Here is a 20,308-nt window from a genome sequence, read left to right on the forward strand (position 1 = left end):
GAGGAGCGCTTCGCGGCGCACGGGGCCCCTCTGTGGACTATCCGGACAGCCGCCTCCAGTTCCCTCTTGACTGTCCATGTAACGCTCGCGCCTCCGGTATCTGTGTAGTGCTCCTCGATGTCCAAACCGCTCTGGTGATGGAGAAGGCCGTCGATGACGTGGGGTGCCTCGCTGGCGGTCGCCGCGATCACCTTGGTATGGAAGGGGCCGTACTGATCGGAGACGTGGGTGTAAAAGGCGATGCCCGGCTCGTTGCCGTGATAGGCGTTCACATCGCCGACGGCTTCCCCACGCCCGCCGGCGCGGTAGAATTGTCCGTCGGATGATGACGTGCGGCCGTCGCCCCAGACGGCAGCCAACGGCAAGGCTCTGTGCGTGTCGATGACGCGGGCGAGCGCCACCATGTAGGTGTCGTCGCGGACGTGCCAGTCATGCATCCAGGCCAGTTGCCGCATGGACGACCCCCGGCAGGCTTCGGCCATCCGGGACAGGCCGAGATTGATGCCGTCAGCCAATACGGCGGTCAATGTTGCGGCCCGGTCGTCAGGGGGACGGCCGCTGCGCTGGTGCGTGAAGCAACCGGAGAAATCGGTCCAGCCATCCACCTCCAGTAGAAGGTCGGTGATCTTGACCCGTGGCATGAGATCGTAAGCGCGGCGGCCGAGGTCTTCGGCCTCCGGCGGAGTCGTGTCCCGGATCGGCGCGACGCGGAGTTCGCCGTCGGACAGATCGACGTCTTCAAGCAACCCCTTTTCGGCAAGGTCGCCCACCTCGGCGACGATACGGTCGAGTTCCGCGCCTCTTCCAGCAAGGTGGCCGTCGGCGCTGCGTGGAACGGCCACGGGCAACGCCCCCTCCTCGCAAAGGATGTCGAAGGTAGGACGCGGCATGAGGCAGCTCTCGAAGTTCCGGTACTGGCGGCTCCCCTCCACCCAGACGTCGCCTGCCCGCAGCCGGTCACGCAGTTCGGACATCGCGCAGATTTCGTAAGCTTTCCGGTCGATGCCCTCCTTCTTGATGACGAAGGGGCGCCAAGAACGTCGGATGAAACCGGTCGGTGGCTTCTCGGGCAGAGTGCGGCGCCCGGCGGCGTACATGACCCGAATGGTGTCGAGCGCCCGCAGCAACGGCGTCACCGATGGACTGCCGAGAAAACTGAAACGATTGAGGAGAGTAGGGGCAAAGGCTCGAACGGTGGCGTAGCGGCCAAGAAGCTCGGTGCGCGGGTCGGCGATCTCCGGCTTCGCAAGGGCTTCGCTGTCGGTGACGCATTTCATGAAGCGGAACCAGCCGACCCCCTGGTCGACGGCCTCGTAGGGATCGGCGCCGGCCTCCCGCGCGCCGATCACCGCCTTGCACGCGGTCAGCAGCACCCGCAGTTGGGTCTGGGTATCGCGAACAGAACGCAGGGTGTTTTCCGCCGTCCGGCGCTCGGCCTTCCGTGCCAGACTGCCGATCAGCTTGTCGAACATCGACAGGGTGACATCGGTCAGATCCATCTCCAGGCGGATCGCGGTGGCTGCGAGCACAGCCTGCCGGCGCGACGTTGCAAGATCCTGAAGATGCTGCGGCGTCATCCGCAGGCCTTCGGCCGCGAGCCGCTCGAACGCGACCTCCGGCACGCGAGCGCGCAACGACCGGTCGATGCCGAGTTCCTTCAAGGCGGAAAGGCGCTCAATGACTGCCAGCATATTGCGGGCGGTGGGGGCCGCCGGCACCCGGCGCAACCAAGCGAGCATGGTCGTTTCGGTGTCGGCCTGCAGGGTCAGCAATCGGTCCAGCGCGTCGGTTGTCCGCTGGTCGACACCATCGACAAGGGCACGATGCAGAACCCGTTCAGCCCGGCCACGAGCCTGATGGAGCATCAGTTCCAGGATCGCCGCAGAAGGGATCAGGATGCGACGGCGGCGGAACTCATCGATCAGGGTGGTCGCCAGAATGATCGGGTCCCGTGCGATCTGTGCCTTGGAGGTCAGCCAGGCGGCAAGGTCGCGAAAGAGGGTTCGATCAAAGGCACGGTGGCCGGTCCGTGCCATGATCGCGGCAACCTGCTCGCGCCGGTTCTGGTCACGTCGACTGTAGGCGATGAAATCGTCAGGCTCGGCGCCCACCTGCCGGGCGACGAACGCCAGCAGCGCGATGGGCGGGCGCTCGTCCGGACCAGGAATCCGCCCAGGATGATGGAAATAGCAGAGCAGAATGGCACAGCCCAGGCGGGTGTGCGCCGTGCGCCGGAGGGTGACGATGTCGAGATCGTCCCTGCTGAGCGTATAGTGGCGCACCATCGCGCGTTCGTCGTCCGGCACCGCCAGGAGCCTTGCCCACTGGTCTTCGGTCAGCAGCCGCCGACGCGCCATCTTCCAAATCTCCCCTTACTCGTTTCCAGAGAAAGTCATGATGTGGAACTAGCGCTCAAAACGACGCCGCGATGCGGTCCGTGCTGACGATCCAGCCCACGATCTCTTGAACGGCCTCCTTCCCCGTTCTCGTTCTCCAATCTCCTTCAGGCCAGCATTCCTGTCAGAGCCAACGGCGTCGGTTCGGCAAACAGCCTGGACCCACCGGCATGGCTTCCCAAACCGTTCTCCAGGGACGGGTCCGACGGGGACCAAACCCCGATGGTGAGAGGCGCCTCCGTGGTGCCGGTCGTGAGCGGCCAGGACGTCTCCACGGCCAGCGACAGCGGATCGGCAACCGCCGCCTGCAGCGCATCTACGATGCCTGCATCGTCAGGTTCCGGGCCCTGAACCATCGCTCCCGCTGTTCCAGCGGCTGCTGGCCGCTCATAACCGCCGGATCGCCCTTCGTTGCGGCCAAAGCCCACGTAATGATCGACCAGTGCCCTGGTATCGGTGCCATAGGCTGCAAGAACGTCCGGGTTCATTGCGGCGTACGCCACAGGATCGAACCCCATCGCTTGGCGGCCCTCGTTGCGCCCGTAGGTGATGTAATGGTCGATCAGGCGCTGTGGATCGAGACCGAATGAAGCGAAGAGATCGGGATTCAAAGCCGCATAGGCTTCGGGATCGAAGGCTCCGATCACCCGTCCTTCAGCCCGCCCACTCGAGAGGTAATGAGCGGTGAGCGCCCGCGTGTCGGTCCCGAAGGCGGCGAAGAGATCACGATTTGACGCTGCATAGGACCACGGGTCAAAGGCGATCTGCGTGCGTCCCTCGCTGCGGCCGAAGGCAATATAATGGGTGGTCAACGCCTGGGTATTGGTACCGTAAGCGGCGAACACATCGGGATTGGATGCGGCATAGGACCACGGATCGAAACCTGACGCCTGGCGCCCCTCGTTGCGTCCCGCCGTCGCGTAGTGGTTGGCGAGCGCCTGAAGGTTCATTCCGAAAGCGGCATGGACGTCCGGATTGAGGGCGGCATAGCTCCAGGGATCAAAGGCCTTCCCATCGGCAACCACTGTCTTGCTGGTGTCGATGATGGCATCATTGCCCCGGATCCAGGCGGCGAGGCTGTCGGCCTCACGATCGATCCGTGCCGCCCAGTTGTAGGAGGAGATCACGCCGACGACGCGGTTGCTGGCGTCCAGGATCGGACCGCCGCTGCTGCCGGGCGCGTTGTAGATCCGGCTGATGTCGAAGATGTCGTGGGTGCCGATGGCCATGAAGCCGCCATCGGACACGAGGCGGCCGTTGTGCTCGACCGGATAGCCCACTGCCTGATACGTGCCGGCCGGCGCATTCGCCACCCACGGAAGATAGCCGACGGCATCGCCGATCGGCTTGGAGAGGCCGATCACTGCTATATCCCACGCCGCCTGGTCCTGCGTGATGGCAGGCGGCGCGAAATCGATGTTGAAATAGTTGACCGAGATCTGGCCGGAGGTGAAGGATTGCGGCGAATAGCTGCCACGGTCGTAGCCGGTGTAGACGTCGATATCGACCACCCGCTTACCCACGCCCTTGACGTTATGGGCTGCGGTCAGCACGTCGTTCCGCCCGACGAGAACCCCGGACCCTTGGGTTCTCGTGTTGTCGCTCCAAGTCGTGACGACATTGACGACCATGTTGTAGGGGTATTGGGCAACGCTGGGAAAATTCATGTGTTACGTCCTCCACCGGGCGTTTAGCGTCGCATACTGCCTGAGCGGGCAGTACGCGGCCGTGTCGTCAACGGATCAGCAGCAGCGGGATCTTGCAGGAGCGGATCATCGTCGTGGTCGTGCTGCCGATGATCAGGCTGCGGATGCGGGAATGCCCATAGGCTCCCATCACCAGCAGGTCGCTCCCGCTCCGTTCGGCCGCACGGGCGATGGTGTCGTCGGGCAGGCCGCCCTCAATGCCGGCTTCCACCATGAAGTCGGCTCGCCTGAGCCGGTCCGCCGCCGCTTCCAAGCGCTGACGGGCCTCGTCGGTTTCCGCACCGACCATCAGCAGGCGGCAGTCCAGACCGCGCAGCAGCGGACTGCCGGCGATGACCTCGATGGCTTTGGTGGCGCTGTGGCCGCCGTCGAAGGCGATCAACACTTTGCGGATTGGCTTGAAGGCCCGAGACGCTACCAGCACCGGCTTGTGGGAAGCGCGCACGACGCGCTCAAGGTTCGACCCCAGATGCAGTTTGGCGAAGTCGGCGGCCTCGCCACGCTTGCCGATCACGATCAGGCGGGCATCGGCTTCCAGTTCCTCCACCGTCTCGACCACGTCGCTGTTGCGCAGCTTCAACGTCGCCTCGCTGGCGCCGGCCTCCAGCAGGCGTGCCTTCGCCGCGTCGAGGATCACCCGTCCGCGCCGATGGGCAAGCTTAGCCGACTGGGCGTCCAGCTCGGCCAGCTCTTCAAGCAGCGCATCGCGCGCGTCAACGTCCAGACTGCCGGTGAAGTCGGCCGGCGCACCGGCTCCCGGCCGGCGCCCCAGCGCATGAACAAGGTGGACCGGCGCAGCCAGCCGCGTGGCCGCCCATGCTGCATGGTCGCAGACGCTCGGCGTGTAAACCGAACCGTCGATTAAGGTCAGGATGCTGAGCATGGCTTGTCCTCCCTAATGCCCCATCAGGCGCTCCATGGCACCGGGCTTGTCGTGGACGGCGAGGCGGTCGACGATGGTCTCGCTGGCCTCGTTCAGACCGATGATCTCGACCTCCGCACCTTCACGGCGGAACTTCAGCACCACCATGTCGAGGGCGGCCACACTGGAGATGTCCCAGATGTGGGCCCGGCTGACGTCGATCGTCACCCGGTCCAGCGCCTCCTTGAAATCGAAAGCGGCGGCAAAATCGTCAGCCGAGGCAAAGAACAGCTGGCCCTCGATTGCATAGGTGCGTGCAGCACCGTCCGCGGACAGCACCGACGTCACGCGGAAGATGCGTGCGACCTTCCAGGCGAAGAAGACGCTGGACAGCAGCACACCGATCAGTACGCCGATCGCCAGATTGTGGGTGGCGACGACGCCGACCACCGTCGCGACCATCACCATGCTGGAGCTGCGGGGGTGGGTCATCAGGGTCTTGAGCGACGACCAGCTGAAGGTGCCGATCGAAACCATGATCATGATCGCGACGAGCGCCGCCATCGGGATGCGCCGGACCCAGTCGCCCAGTACGACGATCAGGAACAGCAGGAAGATGCCGGCGCAGAAGGTCGAGAGACGGCCACGGCCGCCGGACTTCACGTTGATCACGGACTGACCGATCATCGCACAGCCGGCCATGCCGCCCAGGAAGCCGGTGACGATGTTGGCGACACCCTGGCCGACGCATTCCCGGTTCTTGTCGCTGCCGGTGTCGGTCAACTCGTCGATGATCGAGGCCGTCATCAGCGATTCCAGCAGCCCGACTGCGGCGACCGCCGCCGAATAGGGCAGGATGATGCGCAGGGTTTCCAGCGACAGCGGGATGTCGGGCAGCAGGAAGACCGGCAGGGTGGACGGTAGCTCGCCCATATCGCCGACCGTGCGCAGGTCGAGGCCAAGGCCGAGCGACAGCGCGGTGAGCACGACGATGCAGACCAGCGGCGACGGCACCGCCTTGGTCAGCCGCGGGACCAGATAGATGATGGCGAGCCCACCAGCGACCATCACATAGGTGAGCGGGGGAACCCCGATCAATTCCGGCAGCTGGGCCATGAAGATCAGGATGGCAAGCGCATTGACGAAGCCGGTCATCACCGACTTCGACACGAAGCGCATGACCGCGCCTAGGCGAAGGAAGCCGGCGCCGATCTGCAGCACACCGGCCAACACGGTGGCCGCCAGCAAGTACTGCAGCCCATGCTCCTTGACCAGGGTGATCATCAAAACCGCGGTCGCAGCGGTGGCGGCGGAGATCATGCCGGGACGGCCACCGACGATGGCGACGGTCACCGCGATTGAAAAGGAGGCGTAGAGGCCGATCTTCGGATCGACGCCAGCGATGATGGAAAAGGCGATGGCTTCGGGGATCAGAGCCAAGGCGACGACAAGCCCGGCAAGGACATCGCCGCGCGGATTGCCGAACCACTCCTGGCGGAGTCGTTGCAAATTGAGTGACATGAGGCTCTTCAAAGATCAAAAGACCACGATCCCAGTTCAGGAACTGAGCCCAGGAACCGGGGGGATCTCGAATGTGTCAGGGAGTGGAAAAGCTGCGCACGTCCCCAATGGCCCGGAACTGGGCCAAGGGATCAGAAGGGGACGGTCAAGGCGGCGTGGCGCGGTACAGCATGCCGAAGGGGTTATCAGATCGCCCGCCTCCGGGCAACGACGAAATCCGGACCGATGCCGGCGTCCTGCAACTCGTGGGCTTCAGTTCTTCAAGGTTCGTGCGACCCTGATTCCATAAGCACTGTAGCCATTTTCAACGAGATCAGGGCGGCGGGTCGCGGAGCGCAGATAGCGGGGGTGGCTATGCCAGGAGCCGCCCCGCAGCAGCCGCATCCGACAATCTCCACTCAAACGGGGCCCGCCATTCGGTGCCCCAGCCGCGTCATAGCGCTCGTTCCAGCAGTCCTCGACCCATTCCCATACATTGCCGAGCGTATCATAGAGGCCAAACCCGTTCGGCTGGAACATGCCCACCGGTGACGTGAACAGATAACCATCCCGACAATCTGCGACCATCCAATCTGTAAAGCGATCCTTCGCCGTCAGATCCGCGCCATTGGCCGCACTGCACATCCCCTCAACATTGGCTCCCCACCATCGGGCGGTCGGCGTACCTGCACGAGCGACGTATTCCCACTCAGCCTCGGACAGCAAACGGTAATCATGGCCAGTGGTTCTGCCAAGCCAATCAACATAGGCCTTCGCATCGTCCCAACCAACGCAGACCACCGGATGCTCATCTGTCTGCGGAAATCCAGGATTGAGCCAGGTGAAGCGTGAGCGCTTTTTCAGTTCGGTCTCACCATCATACCCATAGCAGACGGCGCGGGAAGTGTGACCGGTGCTCTGGACAAAGCTTGCGTATTCGCCACGCGTGACGGAGTACTTTCCCACTGCGATCGGGTGAAGGACCTCTATTTGAAACGTCGGCCCCTCCTCGGCAAAGCGCTCACTTTCATTGGCAGGTGAGCCGATTTCAGCGCCTCCGATCGGAACGACCACCATTAGCGGCGCATCGGGATGGTCCCATATCTCGGCGGGCCCCTCGGAACGCTGTCGTTCCATCGTCCAGCGGGCAAAGCGATTACCGCGCTCTAACCGCCACGCCGGCATGTCGATGGTTTCCTCCAGGGTTGGGGTGGCGCCCACTGTCCATGTGAGTGCGCCGGCGAAAACACCCACGGTCAGCAACATCATGAGCATCGCCACGACGATCCCGCGGCGCCAATACTGTTGCGGCACGACAGGCGAACTCATGATGCTGCTCTCCCGAACGCCTTAAAGGACAGGAACAAGGCTTTCCGACAGGGTCATGCATGCCAGCATCGAAGCGGCACAGGCGCGGCGCAGCAGCTTGGCGACATCGGTTGCGACGCGATCGGAGTCGAACAGGCTGGCCCGTTGATGGGCCTCGGCACGCGCCGTGGCGAGCGTGTCGCGATCGGCGAGGCGTGCAAGCATCTCATCGCGCAATGCTGCCGCGTCACCGGGGGGAACCAGCCAGCCCGATCGGCCGGGCTGGATGATCTCCGGATTGCCGCCGCAGTCGCTGGCGATCACCGGAACGCCGAGGGCGAGGGCCTCCACCACGACGAAGCCGAAATTCTCCCACAGCGACGGCACCACCGAGAACTCCGCCCGGGCGACTATGGACAGCGCTTCCTCCCGCGGCAGTTCGCCCAACAGATGCACGCGGTCGGCAACCGGGCGGACATTGTCCTTGAAGCGTGCGATCTCGCCGGCGCTCTCCGGATCCTCGCCGCCCACGATCACCGCGTGGACATCGGGATGGGCCGTCAACACCGCTGGCAGCGCCTCCCCCAGCGGGCCGATCCCCTTGCGGGCCTCCAGGCGACCAAAGAAGACGATGAAGCGGTCGGGAAGGGGACGGCTCGGCGCGGCCTCCCGCCGTTGGCGTACCGCGTGGAGGTTGAGGGAGTTCGGGATGATCTGAATGGTTTCCGGCGAGATTCGCCATGACCGCCCGACGAGGCTGGAAATCGCTCGTGTCGGCGCATAGACGGCCGCACTGCGGCGCGCCTGGTCCCGCTCCAGGAAATCGAGCAGATAGGTGTGGGGAACCCAGCGCTTCCCGTTGATGTCTTTGACCATGCCGCTCGGTGTCGCCAGCCGAGTCACAACCGGAACCGAGCTGAAGCGTGTCAACCACCATGCGTTGGCGTCAAATTCGGCCGCATGCACGACATCGGGACGCCATTTGAGGGCAGCCTTGGCAAGGCGGCGGTTGATGCGGAACCGGTCGAGGACAGGATGCAGGCGCTTGCGGAGCGAGACGCGCACCACGGTGACGCCGTCCTCCTGGTGGGTGCCGGGTTCCCCGAGGGTCACCACCTGGACCTGATGTCCGGCCCGCGCCAAGGCGCGCGCCATCGTATGGGTATGGGTGGCGATGCCGCCGAGCCGCTCACCGGGAGGATACTCTGGGGTCATTAGGGAAACGCGCATCGTAGAACACCTTTCTGCAGGTTGATCACGACCATCCCGCAGCGGCGGTGCCGCAGCGGGGCAGACCAAGTCGAATTCGGGCTGGAGGCCTTCGGCCGCCGCCCGATGGGGGCACGGGAAGAGGAGCGCACCGTCGGTCGACAGTGCGGAATCTCCGGCTGGTGGCTGTTGACCAACATCGGGGCCGATCAGGAACGCCGAGACTGCAGAGAGCCGGTCACGGATGAGGGATGCCGAGATGACACCGGAGCGCAGGGGGCGGATGAAAGGCCGGACCATCGGTCGAGCCGGGCATGCCAGGATGTCACAGTGCCAAAGCCATGCGGAAGCTGCGCGGCAAGGCCGCGCGGTAGACAAGAGCGTCATACAATCCCCCTGACAGAAGTGCCAGCCAAGTGGCGTCTTCCCGTCTGCATCGTGGCATCCGAAGAATGTGCGCCGTGATAAAGTCGATCACGGATCGCAGCATGCTTTGGAATCAATGCGGTCAGCGGTGTTGTATGATCTTCACATTGGACTCTTGTGCCTCTCTGGCGATCGTGAACGGCAACGCGTGGGGAGGCAGCAGATATTGTTTGCTGCAGCGCGTTCTATTCATTACGCATTGTTCCAGTGTCCACTCAATAGCGCATCAGATCTGGCTTTGAAACGAGTGGATAGGGGGTCGCTACCCAGGTTCACTCCCGGAGGGATGGTCAACGGAGAGCATTTGGATCAGCGAGCGAGTGGTAGTGGAACAGAATACTGACATATGCTTGGTCAGGACTTGCTGCCATCATTCTTGGGGACCTGGAGGGCGAATGCCCGGTACAGTGTCGACACATGGACATTCAGAACTCGGGCCGCCTCGCGCGGAGAGCGCCCTTCATCGACCAGGCGCCGGGCGAGAGCGATCTGTTCTGTGGTCAGCTTCGGCGGCCGGCCAAAACGCACGCCGCGCGCCCTGGCTGCCACGCGGCCGCTGCCTGTTCGCTCGACGATCAGAGTGCGCTCAAACTCGGCAATGCCGGCGAACACAGTCAGGACCATGCGGCCGGCCGGCGAGGTGGTGTCAGCCCACGGTTCAGCGAGTGAGCGGAGCCCCGCACCAATTCCTCGAAGCTGCTCCGCAATATCGAGCAGATCGCGAGTGGACCGGGCTAGCCTGTCGAGGCGTGTGACGGTCACGACATCATCAGCCCGGAGTTGGTCGATCAGCCGGGCGAGTTGCGGCCGGTCGCGCTTCGCCCCTGAAACCTTCTCTTCATAGACGCGCCGGCAGCCGGCCGCCTGCAAGATCGACCGCTGCTGCGAAAGGTCCTGCTCATCGGTGGAGACGCGCGCATAACCGATGAGCATGAGACATCCGTCGCAAAAGTCATCGCGAAACTATTTCCTTTTGCGATAGACTTTTGCAACTTGAAAATCCTATGCGCCGCCGTCCGGTACCTACCTGTCGCGAATCTTAGGAGTTTTGCGAGTGAAGGAACCGTCGCAAGAACGCTACATGGCGTATGTTCTCAGGCCGTTCTCAGATCCCGGACAATCTGATCACTTTCGTGTAGTGACCCCTACTCGGCCTCCGTGAAGCCGATGATCGCGTGCACTTGGTCGCGCTAGCTACCATGCATAACCACGTGCACTTGGTCGCGCCTTGCCGGCGATATGGGCACGTGCGTTTGGTCGCGCCCCTTTGCTCCCTCTGTGAAGCACGTGCACTTGGTCGCGCCCTGCCTACATACCCCAGCATGACAGACGGTTCAGAGCCTTCCTCTAATCACGTGCACTTGGTCGCGCCCCCCCGTTACGCACTCACGTACGTTTGGTCGCGCCCTTGGTCATGTTCCAATATGAACAGAGTAAGAAAGTGTTAAGTTTGCCGATAAAACGGCCTTGGAGCGGCACGTGCACTTGGTCGCGCCCCTTGTCATGCCCAGATATGAACAAGCGTCTCTACAGGTTGGGGACCAAGCCATCTATCCACGTGCAGTTGGTCGCGGCTTAGATCGCAAAGCACGTGCAGTTGGTCGCGCAAACCTCGATTCGTTCACGTGCACTTGGTCGCTCAAACAGGTAAAGATCTACAGGTATCTTTTTTACAGGTAAATGTCGCTACAAACTGGGAATGAATCGGCCAGCCACCCTTTGGGTGGCTGAACCATTCTCGTGTCTGTTGCACAGCAACAGACACCGTTAAAAAATCGGCCGGATGCACTTCGCGCATCCGAACCATCATTAATTTTTCAACAGGCACCCTCTCGCAAGGCGAAGCGATCCGTGCTCGCCCCGCCGGAGGCGGGGACCCCTCGCAGCGGATCGTTCGCCACCACACCGCAAGCTAACAGGGTCTAAGGACCGCGCGCCCCCTTCGGGGGGGTTCTGAACGCGCGGTCCCAAGACCCTGTAACGCCTGCTGCGCCCCAAAACCGCAAAGCGATTTTGCTTAGCGTGTAAAGATTTGCAGGGAACGTGCCAGCGAGTTGGATATGTGGTTTCACCGAACCGGCCGGGTGCGGGCATGTATCGTCCACCAGCTGCTCGATCCTGACGGATGACATGGCTGCAGTGCTGGCGCCGATCGGCCGGTTGTCCGCAATCATAGGACAGGAAGCGGATTCCGTTCCTGCATCCTGCGCGGGCAGATAGCCGTGTTGATATTGCCTAACGCCCTGTCTATACCAATTCCAAACGGTCCTTTGGATTTGATACAGATGACCACAAGCAGGATCCCACAATAAGCCTATCCAAGCTGGAGCGAATATAATGAATATCGGCCCCAAAATTCGTCGCCTCCTCGCTCAATTTGGACTGATAAAAGTCAAGGTGTCCGATATTTTGGCGCTGTCTTCCTCAAATAATGGTAAAGACAAGGAGCGTTATTACCGCAACAAATACCGGAATGAGTTAAGAGACAAGCTATTAGATTTTGCAGCAATTATTAACGATTTGAATAAGCATGGATACACTGCGTCAATGATGATAAATTATGTTGAAAGCCACAGTCGGTATCAGGGCTATAGTAGAGCCATCGTGATAATAGGAGACAAATCATGGAAACCTGACGATGTATACGTATTTGGCATGGTAGTCATTAGAAATGTAAACGGCTACTTTGCGTCAATTGGTGAGAGTTGCGCCTTGAATTGGAGTCTGGTTTCAAAATCAGAGTGGAGTAGTGATGTTATAGATCGTCATAGAGTAGCTGTTAGAAATATTACAGGCGGCGACTTTAAAACGGAGCTTCCGCTGTTCGACTTTGCAGAACGGTTTATTATCTGGGCTTCTAGCACAAAGCGCACATCGAAGTTTATCTAACTATGGAGCTTAATTTAGCTTTTTCGGGAAATTGAATGACTGCCGAAGGTCCGCGCTTCATCGCTTATTACAGAGTGTCCACCACGAAGCAGGGTGCTGACGGGCTTGGCATAGAGGCTCAGCAGAGCGCCGTGGCTGCTTACGCTGCCGGCAAGGGCGAACTGGTGGATGCCTTCACCGAGGTGGAGAGTGGAAAACGTAAGGACCGGCCGGAGTTGGCCCGTGCGCTTGAAGCCTGCCGTAAAAACCGCGCTGTGCTGGTGGTGGCAAAGCTGGACAGGCTCGCGCGCAACGTCGCCTTCATCGCCAGGCTGATGGAGGCAGGCGTGGAATTTGTCGCTGTCGACTTTCCGGAGGCAAATCGGCTGACGCTGCACATCCTTGCCGCTGTGGCGGAGCACGAGCGCGAAATGATCGCGCAGCGCACCCGAGCAGCACTGGCCGCAGCAAAGGCCCGCGGAGTGCGACTTGGAAACCCGGCATTGGGACGCGATGGTGGGGCCGTGGCTGAAAGAGGCGCCACGGCCAGGCGCGACCAAGCGAACGTTCGAGCCCAAGAGCTTTCCGGTCATGTCGCCCGCATCCGAGCGGCCGGCTGGACCACCTATGCTGGACTGGCCGAGGCTCTGAATGATCGCGGCATACCAACTCCGCAAGGGCGGCGTTGGCACGCGTCGTCGGCTCGACGTCTAGTGTTGCGACTGGCCGGAGTTCGGCCCAAATCTTAGATGAAGCCTGGAACAGCAAGGCCGCTCCGGTCAGGAAGCAGGCCAACGAAACACCCTGAAAAGGTGGCCTAAATGCCACCTATATACTTTTTCGTAAGACTTTTAGGGTTATATATTCGAACATCACCGAACAATAGATGCGCCATCATGACAGTCCGTGGAATGATCCTACACCCTCTCCAAAAAAGAGTGATCTGGTTCCGCAAATGGTGGCCTTCCCAATCATGGGAACGGCGTGGAGCTTTTATCGCACTCGCGATCTTTGCGCTTGCCTCTGACAGTGCGTTGCTCGCAATCGGTGTTGCAAACGTCGAGAGCCTGAATGCTGAGCTTCGTGTTCTCGCGGTAAAGGTCCATCTGAGCGCCTTCCTCGCCGGCGGAGCCTCCTTGGGCGTCTTGCTCTTCCTTGCATCGCTTTGCGCGATCCTGCCAATGCTCCGCCGAAATATGTGAATTCGCATAACTGAGCGGCCCCCTACCCTCGCTTCTTCCGCAGGAAAACCGACCATGCCTTCCCGATCCAGTTTCACGAAGTCCGCTCGCCAGCTAATCGGGCTTGCGAGCCTGTTGGCCGTTTGCGCTGGATGCAGCACAGCACCTGACATGCCGAGGGAGCCTACGCCCGAACAGATGGCCCGCATTCAGCACTGGCGATCTGCGGAGCAGCAGGTCAAGGCAACCTCCCCGGTTTTCCGGCTGGCAGTGATTCCGCGCCCTGTTCACGACGATCAACCTCTTCTGCGCGCTGTAGCCGCTCTTACTCCCCGCAATGCAGATCTCACTCCACTGGTGCAAGCAGGCGGTGAAATTGCTTATGTCGGAAGCATGCCGTTGGAGACGATGCCCGCCTGCGGCCCGGACAATGGAACCGTACAAGGTCCGTCCTATTGCTTGAGCGATGGGCACATTCAGTTCTTGATGCCGGTCGCTGGTACGCCGGTTAGCGGTCCAGGTCGGAAGACCCACAGGGTTCTAGTTCCTGCTGCCCCGAGCTTCACCAACAGCTGTGGGCCTGAAACCTGCTTCGTCACCCAGGTCCTGACAATCCCCTCTTATCTCTGAATGCTGAAGCTGTAGCGCAAGCAAGGTGCGGCACTCGGAAGCAACAGCTAACGGTGTCGCACCCTTGCGTCGCGCCTAAAAGGTGGCATAAACGCCATAAATACTTTAGGACGCTATCTCCGATGACGACACTGCCCATTGAGTGCCTGCCCGTGTGGGAGGTCTTTGATCCGAGTGCAGGAAGGATCCTTGGATACGCTCGTGGAGCCGACGTGGAAGAGGGCATAGCCGCCGTGGCGGAGTTGACCAAGTTTCCCAACCGGATGCTCGACGCTGAACTGGTCCCGATCGAGCGACTAGACTTGGTGCCCGCGCGTCTCCCCGCTGCCATGGCTCGCTCCAACGCTGCCGGATCATGACAACGATCACCGTTGAGGCAGAGGCGATAGCGGCCCTGTCCATCCCGGCAGAGCGTCTGATTCAAACGCTCACCGATAACGGCCCTGAGTGGCACCTGCTCAATGCAAAGCGCCAGGTGAATGGACGTCTCGTTGAGCAACTGCAGGAGCGCCGCGCGCTGGTGGCAGCCGCGGACGGCCTTCTCCCGGAGGCGGCTCACTCCCAGACCTTCGCGCTTGCTACGGAGCTAATTTCTGTGACGTCACAAAAAATGGAAGGGCAAGAGGATGCCCAATTTTCTGTGACGTCACAGAAATTGGTTTCGGAACCGCCGAAGCGGAATCCAAGGGGACGCCCACGCCTCGCGAACCCACCCAGCGACGCCGAGCGGCAGGCTCGCAGTCGCGCACGGCGTGACCGGCGTGACCTAGAAAAGCTGGTGCTGATCGCGGCGATGGATGCCCAGCTGCCGCCGGACGTGCGGGCTCGCTTGGAGGGGATGCCACGCTTCCGGCCGGTGCTTGAAGAGGCACGTCAACTCGCCCGCTCCCTTCCTCTGGCGGCCGCCACCGCGGCCTCTGCCAAATAACCTCGATACAAGGTGAGTTACTTGAGCATCCGCACCCCCATTGTAGCCTTCGAAGTGCCAATGCCCTCAACCGGCCCTTGGTGGGCCCCTGATCCTGAAGACCCTCCGACCGGGGCAGTTATCGTTGCTGATCTCATCGCCGCCTACCTTGGCACCGAACGCCAAGGATGGGCTTTCGTCTACGAGTGCGCCAGCGATTCCCCTTGTCCCGGCACCTTTGGAGTGCTGCCGGTCAGTGCCAAGGAGGCTCCGCCTTCCATGTGCGCAAACTGTGGCGGTCCCGTGCGCCTCCGCGACGATGCCTTTCCGATCGTCCCTGATCCCCAACAGTTAAACAGCAACAGGAGCGGACAACCATGAAGGCGCCAGCGTTCACAGTCACCTACGACGGCTTACGCATTCCGCACATCTCCCTTGGTCGATTGAACGTGGCCCACCTTTCCCCCGAGTTCCGACGCGTTGATCCTGATGGTGCCCTGACCGCGCGGATTGTGCAGGCCCTCGCTGCGGATGAGGGCTTGGCTGAAGCCATCCAGGCGGCAACCTTTGCTGATCCTCCGGCAGCGGGTTGATTGGCAGATATGTGGTAACGCGTTACGATTTTTCTTCACTATCGTAACGCGTTACGATAAAGTGGGGATGTTCCAACATCCCCAGGAAACGCCGTTATGCCATCACGTGAGCCGCAGCCTTACAGCTGGCAGATCAAATGGAAGGCGCTACCAGTTCAGGACCAGACCGGGCTCGAAAATGCCGTTCTGGACCTCCTGCGCCGCCATGTTGTAGTGCCTTGCTCCGCCTTGGCGACGCTGTTCGCCCCTTCCAAAATTCCCCTTGGCTGCGACCTCGAAGCCGCCTGCTTGACGCTGGCAGCCAGCCGTTTCGTCGTGCTGAAGGCTGAGAAGTTCGGCGGCGTGACCGTTCCGTATCTCCACGCCACGAGCACGCTCATCTTCTCGCGCGAGACGCGGGCGGAAGCGGTGGGCTGAACGCGGCCGTCGCGGTTTTTGCCACCGCCACACCGCTATGTGAATTCGCATAAAGTCTCTGAGGTCCATGATGGTGACCCTCCCCCTCTTCCCATCCTCCGCCCTACCCATTTCTCTTTCACCGCGCGTCACCGAGGTAGGGCCCAGGCTCGCGCCTGAGCAGCGCGGTCGCATCGGCCAGCTTGCCGCCGCCTACGGTGTCGGCAGTCGCAGTGACAAGACGGAAGAGAATGCCAGCATGTTTGCGCGCCAAGCCGCGCAGTGCCCGCCTGATCGTCTTTTGCCGATGCCTACGGTCATTCACCCAGACTGGACCGCCGATGAGGTGGAGCAGGTGCGGACCCTCTCCGAACGCTTGGCAGCCGCTGAAGGGAACACCACGCTTGCCAATGGCTGGCGTCTCCGTCTGACCACAGCCCGCGGCCGGTACTGGATGACGATGGAGGCGCGCACCCGTGTCACCGAAAACGCGGAGCGGCACGCGGCCATCCGCGAGGGAAAGGAGGTAGAGACCGGGCTAACCTTCCGCGACGCTCCGGTGCCGCTCCCCAGCAGGCACGTGGCGCCAGGTGCAGCAGCTGACCGTTCCTCCCGCCCTACCCTGCCTCTGCCGCTTGGCGCGAGAATGCGCGCCGGCTACAGCACCGTGAGTGTGATGTGGGGAAACCCGAACACTGAGCCGCCCGGCGGCCTGCCGCGGGAAGTGTGGGCATTCTCCATGCCAGCGGCCGAGGACTTCCGCGAGATCGTTCGGGACTGTGCACCCTCCTTCACGCCAGGCAGCGGCTGGTGCCTTGGAGTTTCCGTGCAGAAGCCCCAGCGGTCGAAATGGTCGGAAGAAGCCAAAGGGCGCGTTCGCCGGCGGAACCTGCAAACACGCCTGGACCACAAAGTGCCTCTGTTCGCCACCCTCTGGTTCCAAGAGGAAGTTGCACGGCGCCCGGACTACTTTGCCGGAAAGCCGTTCACCGCACTGGCGCAGAGCGACGAGGCACCGATGCCCGAAGACCGTCAGGAGGAAGGCTTCTTGATCGGCCACAACGGCGGTCCGCCACTCGACCCCACCTAGCCTCCCCCGCCATGCCCGACGATCCGCTTAGGGTTGCTCCGGCGCACTGTATCTCGTAGGAATCAGGAGGATCAATCTATGCAGGTTCAATCTTCGGCAATGGCACGCAAGCCCGCTAACCCCGATCTCTCCGCTGAAGAACGCGCCCGCGAGCAAGCCCGCGAGCGGATGAGACGGATGCGCATGAAGCGTGCCGCCGGCGGTCTCCCGCCAGATATCGACGTGGTGCGCCGTGCGCTGGTATCGGCGGCCAGCGACCTGCCGGAAGACGTCCGGCTGAACCTGCTCAATGCCATGCTGCAGACCGTCGACGAAGACCGACGTGAAGGCTTCAGAACGATGGGGCGCGACCTGCTGAAGCTGGACGCTGACACAAGCGCGCAGTGAGCATAGCGCTGGTCTTCAGCATGCAGCTTCTGAACCGGGTTTGCCCGCCCAAGCGGACGGACGCGCGAGCGCGTCCGAACCATCATCATGGCGGCTACCGCCGCCGTCGCAGCGCAGAGCATCAGCCTGCCTGAACGGCCACGCCCCGTCGCCGGCGGCGCTTCGCTGGCCGTCGCCCCGGCGGGCCTGCGACCCGTTTTGCCGACCTCGCTTCAGCCCGCCTCGATAGCTGGGTCCCACCTTCGCACAACACGGTAAGTTGCGTACTACTTTCGGGGAGTGCGCTCCTAGGATACTGTGGATCGAAGCCCAACAAATCAACGCGCGCCTCACCGCATCGGCCACGAAAGGCAATTACATGGGTCAGCTATTGTTTTTCTTATTCCTCTTGTTCGGAGTGCCACTTGGCATCTCCCTACTGCGCACAAAGTTTCGTCACGATGACGGCATGCGTGTGATGCAGAAGGAGTTGGAAGGGCGCTCAAATTATAAAACATGGATCACGACAGACATTAGGTACATGCCAAGTATCATATTGGACGACAATGCCCGTGAAATAGTTCTGGTTTGGCTTACGCGCGTTCGGAAAATTCCGTTTTCATCTGTTACGATGTATAAAATGGGGCGGACAACGGCACAAGAATACGACGGTAATCGGCGGATAACTCTTTATACCACGGACAGTGATAATCCGGCAGAGCACATGTTTCTTTCCCCGAATAGTGCCGACGATATGATGGCTCTTCTGAATTTGCGCTTAGTGGGCATTGGGCCAAGCACTCAGGAGGCTGAGGGGGTGGAGCACGTGAGCGTCGGTTGATCAACCGCGTTAAATGTCAGAATTGGATCTATGGACCCGGCGGGAGTTCTGGTCTCCCGCTTGAGTGCTCCGGCTCTAGTCGCCGGCCGCTGCCGCGGCCAGCTCCCGGAGCCACCGGCCGGGCAGGGTAGCGCCAGGTTGTCCGGGAGGTGGATGCCGGCGCGGTGTCTCCGCCTACGGTACGATCTGGCCCCCTTCGGGAGCCACCCCGCTTGCAGCGGGGCGGGGTAGAGGATAGGCCGTCCGCGGAGCCGGGCGGCAGGCTGACGGGGCAGGGCAGGGCTTGGAGAGGTGGGGCCGTGACCTGCGCTTTGCTCCGGTCACACAATGAGGCGCCTATCGGCGCCAACCATCAAGGTCCGGCCCATCCGGGCCGGACGTCTCCGCCGCGTCGGATGGGCGCCAGCTGGGCGAAGCGATCCGTGCTCGCCCCGCCGGGGGCGGGGACCCCTCGCAGCGGATCGTTCGCCGCCGAAACCGCAGGCTAACAGGGACTAGGGACCGCGCGCCCCCTCGCGGGGGGATGCTGAACGCGCGGTCCCAAGACCCTGTAACGCCTGCTGCGCCCCAGAGCCGGAAACCGCTTTTGCTTAGCGTGTGAGGGGGTTGCCCTGGACAGTGCGCGATCCTTGCGGGCGGGCTACTGGGCCAGGGCGCGGCGCACCGCGTCCGGTTCGCGGTCGATCACCCGCAACAGCGTCCGCTCCGGCCCGCGTGGGGAGCGGCGGCCCCGCTCCCATTGCTTCAGCGTGTCAAGGTTGAGCCCGAACGTGGAGGCAAAGCCTTCCTGCGTCATGCCGAGGCGGCCCCGAAGGGCCTTGATGTCTACCTCTTCCACCTCGACAGTGTGGACCGTGACGCCTTCCGTCAAGCGGCCCTCTTGATACGCGATGGCCTCTTCCAAACCAGCCGCAATGCTCTTGAATGCTTCACTCGCCATCTTTTGGCCCTCGATAGGTTTCGATAAGACGTTTCACCAGCTTAGCCAGAGCGTTGATTTCCGCTCTTGACAGATTTTCCTGTTCGTTCTTGCCGAAGACCGTGATTAGGAAAATGGGGTTTTCGCGGTCGTGCCAGTAGTAGACGATCCGAACGCCCCCACGCTTGCCCCGCCCCTCGACACCGAAGCGCACCTTACGGATCCCGCCGCCAAACGGCATCAAAGGCCCGCATTCCGGATCGGCGGCAATCATGTCAATCGCATCAGCTTGCTCCTTCTTCGACGGTATGCGCGAAGCCACGCGTGACCGGTAGGTGGGGAGTTCAACAACTGATTGGAGGGTTTTCGTCGTCGTCGTCATGTCCAGATTATAGGTCAATGACCGCCCACAGGGAAGGGCGGAACGTGGTCATTGACCCCCTTTAACGCATGGCTGCAATGCGTAACGCGTTACGATATTCCGCTTCTCTGCGTAACGCGTGACGATATAATGAGGGCATACAGACGAACACAACACCAGGAGCCGCCACCATGAAAGCCGCCGCCCCCGCAGTCAAAGCCCCTTGCCCGAAGGGTTCGGCCACTCCGGTGGAGATGAAGCTGATGTGGCGGGACGAAAACTATGGTCGCCTCTCTGGCGTTCTGGCGTTCCGCCCGTACCCCAACCCTCTGCCGCCGGTCCCGCTGGCGGCTGTGGCGAAGCAGATTTGCGACGAGCACGGCTTTGAGTTCGACGTGCAGCGCGCCTCCCTGATCCATCGTGACCCTGACCGGGACACCCCGGCCGATCTGGTCCGGGCGCTGCAGCGCGAGGGGTTCACCGTGACACATGGGGGGTGCATCCCTGCACCCTTTGCCTGTCACCCGGACGATGCGGCGCTGCTGGCGCTGCTGGCCGAGTATGCGGCCATGGCCCGCACCCGCAAGGACACGGCCCTTGCAGACAAGCTGTCCACCATCACCATCGACCAGCTGCGCAGCGCATCCGCCGGACACGACGACGACGAACTGGTTGGCGAGGTGCGCGCCCAGGTCATCAGCGCCGCCCTCGCCTTGGCGCTGCTGGCTGACCAATAGCCCGCCGGTGCC

Annotated in this window: 18 protein-coding genes; 9 read left to right on the forward strand and 9 right to left on the reverse strand. The window is 62.0% G+C overall.

The genetic code is table 11. The annotated features are described in order from the left end of the window. From J2Y49_RS31250 to J2Y49_RS31280, 7 genes are all read right to left on the reverse strand, one after another. Window positions 1-2,357: Tn3 family transposase (locus tag J2Y49_RS31250; protein ID WP_310119594.1), on the reverse strand; the 2,357-nt coding region annotated here is incomplete at its 3' end. Between the two features lie 146 nt (window positions 2,358-2,503). Then, window positions 2,504-4,063, reverse strand: coding sequence for a serine protease (locus J2Y49_RS31255; protein WP_310119596.1), 1,560 nt, complete (start codon window positions 4,061-4,063; stop codon window positions 2,504-2,506). Window positions 4,064-4,130: 67 nt separating this feature from the next. Then, window positions 4,131-4,985: a universal stress protein gene (locus J2Y49_RS31260; RefSeq protein ID WP_310119597.1), complete on the reverse strand. Its 855-nt coding sequence runs from the start codon at window positions 4,983-4,985 to the stop codon at window positions 4,131-4,133. A 12-nt stretch (window positions 4,986-4,997) separates the two neighbouring features. After that, entirely contained in the window at window positions 4,998-6,485 is a 1,488-nt protein-coding gene (locus tag J2Y49_RS31265; protein WP_310119599.1) for a SulP family inorganic anion transporter, read from the reverse strand. Window positions 6,486-6,737: 252 nt separating this feature from the next. Beyond that, the gene (locus J2Y49_RS31270) at window positions 6,738-7,793 is read right to left on the reverse strand and encodes an SUMF1/EgtB/PvdO family nonheme iron enzyme (protein ID WP_310119602.1); all 1,056 of its coding nucleotides are present in this window, start codon (window positions 7,791-7,793) and stop codon (window positions 6,738-6,740) included. 21 nt (window positions 7,794-7,814) lie between these two features. Further along, entirely contained in the window at window positions 7,815-9,281 is a 1,467-nt protein-coding gene (locus J2Y49_RS31275) for a glycosyltransferase family 4 protein (RefSeq protein ID WP_310119603.1), read from the reverse strand. Between the two features lie 480 nt (window positions 9,282-9,761). Then, the gene (locus J2Y49_RS31280) at window positions 9,762-10,340 is read right to left on the reverse strand and encodes a recombinase family protein (RefSeq protein ID WP_310119604.1); all 579 of its coding nucleotides are present in this window, start codon (window positions 10,338-10,340) and stop codon (window positions 9,762-9,764) included. Between the two features lie 1,404 nt (window positions 10,341-11,744). On the opposite strand from J2Y49_RS31280, the gene J2Y49_RS31285 reads away from it, so the two are divergent. From J2Y49_RS31285 to J2Y49_RS31320, 8 genes are all read left to right on the forward strand, one after another. Beyond that, window positions 11,745-12,296, forward strand: coding sequence for a hypothetical protein (locus J2Y49_RS31285; RefSeq protein ID WP_310119605.1), 552 nt, complete (start codon window positions 11,745-11,747; stop codon window positions 12,294-12,296). A gap of 35 nt (window positions 12,297-12,331) precedes the next feature. Then, the gene (locus J2Y49_RS31290; protein WP_310119606.1) at window positions 12,332-13,024 is read left to right on the forward strand and encodes a recombinase family protein; all 693 of its coding nucleotides are present in this window, start codon (window positions 12,332-12,334) and stop codon (window positions 13,022-13,024) included. Between the two features lie 1,417 nt (window positions 13,025-14,441). Continuing rightward, window positions 14,442-15,014, forward strand: coding sequence for a hypothetical protein (locus tag J2Y49_RS31295; RefSeq protein ID WP_310119607.1), 573 nt, complete (start codon window positions 14,442-14,444; stop codon window positions 15,012-15,014). A 356-nt stretch (window positions 15,015-15,370) separates the two neighbouring features. Then, window positions 15,371-15,586, forward strand: a complete 216-nt coding sequence (locus J2Y49_RS31300; RefSeq protein ID WP_310119608.1) for a hypothetical protein — start codon at window positions 15,371-15,373, stop codon at window positions 15,584-15,586. A 96-nt stretch (window positions 15,587-15,682) separates the two neighbouring features. Next, a complete protein-coding gene (locus J2Y49_RS31305) occupies window positions 15,683-16,003 on the forward strand; it encodes a hypothetical protein (RefSeq protein ID WP_310119609.1) in 321 nt (106 codons plus the stop codon). A 67-nt stretch (window positions 16,004-16,070) separates the two neighbouring features. Further along, on the forward strand, window positions 16,071-17,072 hold the full coding sequence (locus J2Y49_RS31310) for a hypothetical protein (protein WP_310119610.1): 1,002 nt from the start codon (window positions 16,071-16,073) through the stop codon (window positions 17,070-17,072). A 78-nt stretch (window positions 17,073-17,150) separates the two neighbouring features. Beyond that, a complete protein-coding gene (locus tag J2Y49_RS31315; protein WP_310119611.1) occupies window positions 17,151-17,459 on the forward strand; it encodes a hypothetical protein in 309 nt (102 codons plus the stop codon). Window positions 17,460-17,817: 358 nt separating this feature from the next. Further along, entirely contained in the window at window positions 17,818-18,279 is a 462-nt protein-coding gene (locus J2Y49_RS31320; protein ID WP_310119612.1) for a hypothetical protein, read from the forward strand. 640 nt (window positions 18,280-18,919) lie between these two features. Here J2Y49_RS31320 and J2Y49_RS31325 read toward each other — a convergent pair. After that, window positions 18,920-19,219: a helix-turn-helix domain-containing protein gene (locus J2Y49_RS31325; RefSeq protein ID WP_310119613.1), complete on the reverse strand. Its 300-nt coding sequence runs from the start codon at window positions 19,217-19,219 to the stop codon at window positions 18,920-18,922. Continuing rightward, window positions 19,209-19,580: a type II toxin-antitoxin system RelE/ParE family toxin gene (locus J2Y49_RS31330; protein WP_310119614.1), complete on the reverse strand. Its 372-nt coding sequence runs from the start codon at window positions 19,578-19,580 to the stop codon at window positions 19,209-19,211. The genes J2Y49_RS31325 and J2Y49_RS31330 overlap by 11 nt, the downstream gene beginning before the upstream one ends. Before the next feature lie 170 nt (window positions 19,581-19,750). Between J2Y49_RS31330 and J2Y49_RS31335 the strand changes: the two genes are divergently transcribed. Beyond that, window positions 19,751-20,296 (forward strand): hypothetical protein, encoded by a 546-nt coding sequence (locus tag J2Y49_RS31335; RefSeq protein ID WP_310119615.1) that lies wholly within the window; start codon window positions 19,751-19,753, stop codon window positions 20,294-20,296. Window positions 20,297-20,308: the final 12 nt, after the last annotated feature.

Source organism: Azospirillum sp. BE72 (assembly GCF_031455875.1).
Classification (GTDB): Bacteria; Pseudomonadota; Alphaproteobacteria; order Azospirillales; family Azospirillaceae; genus Azospirillum.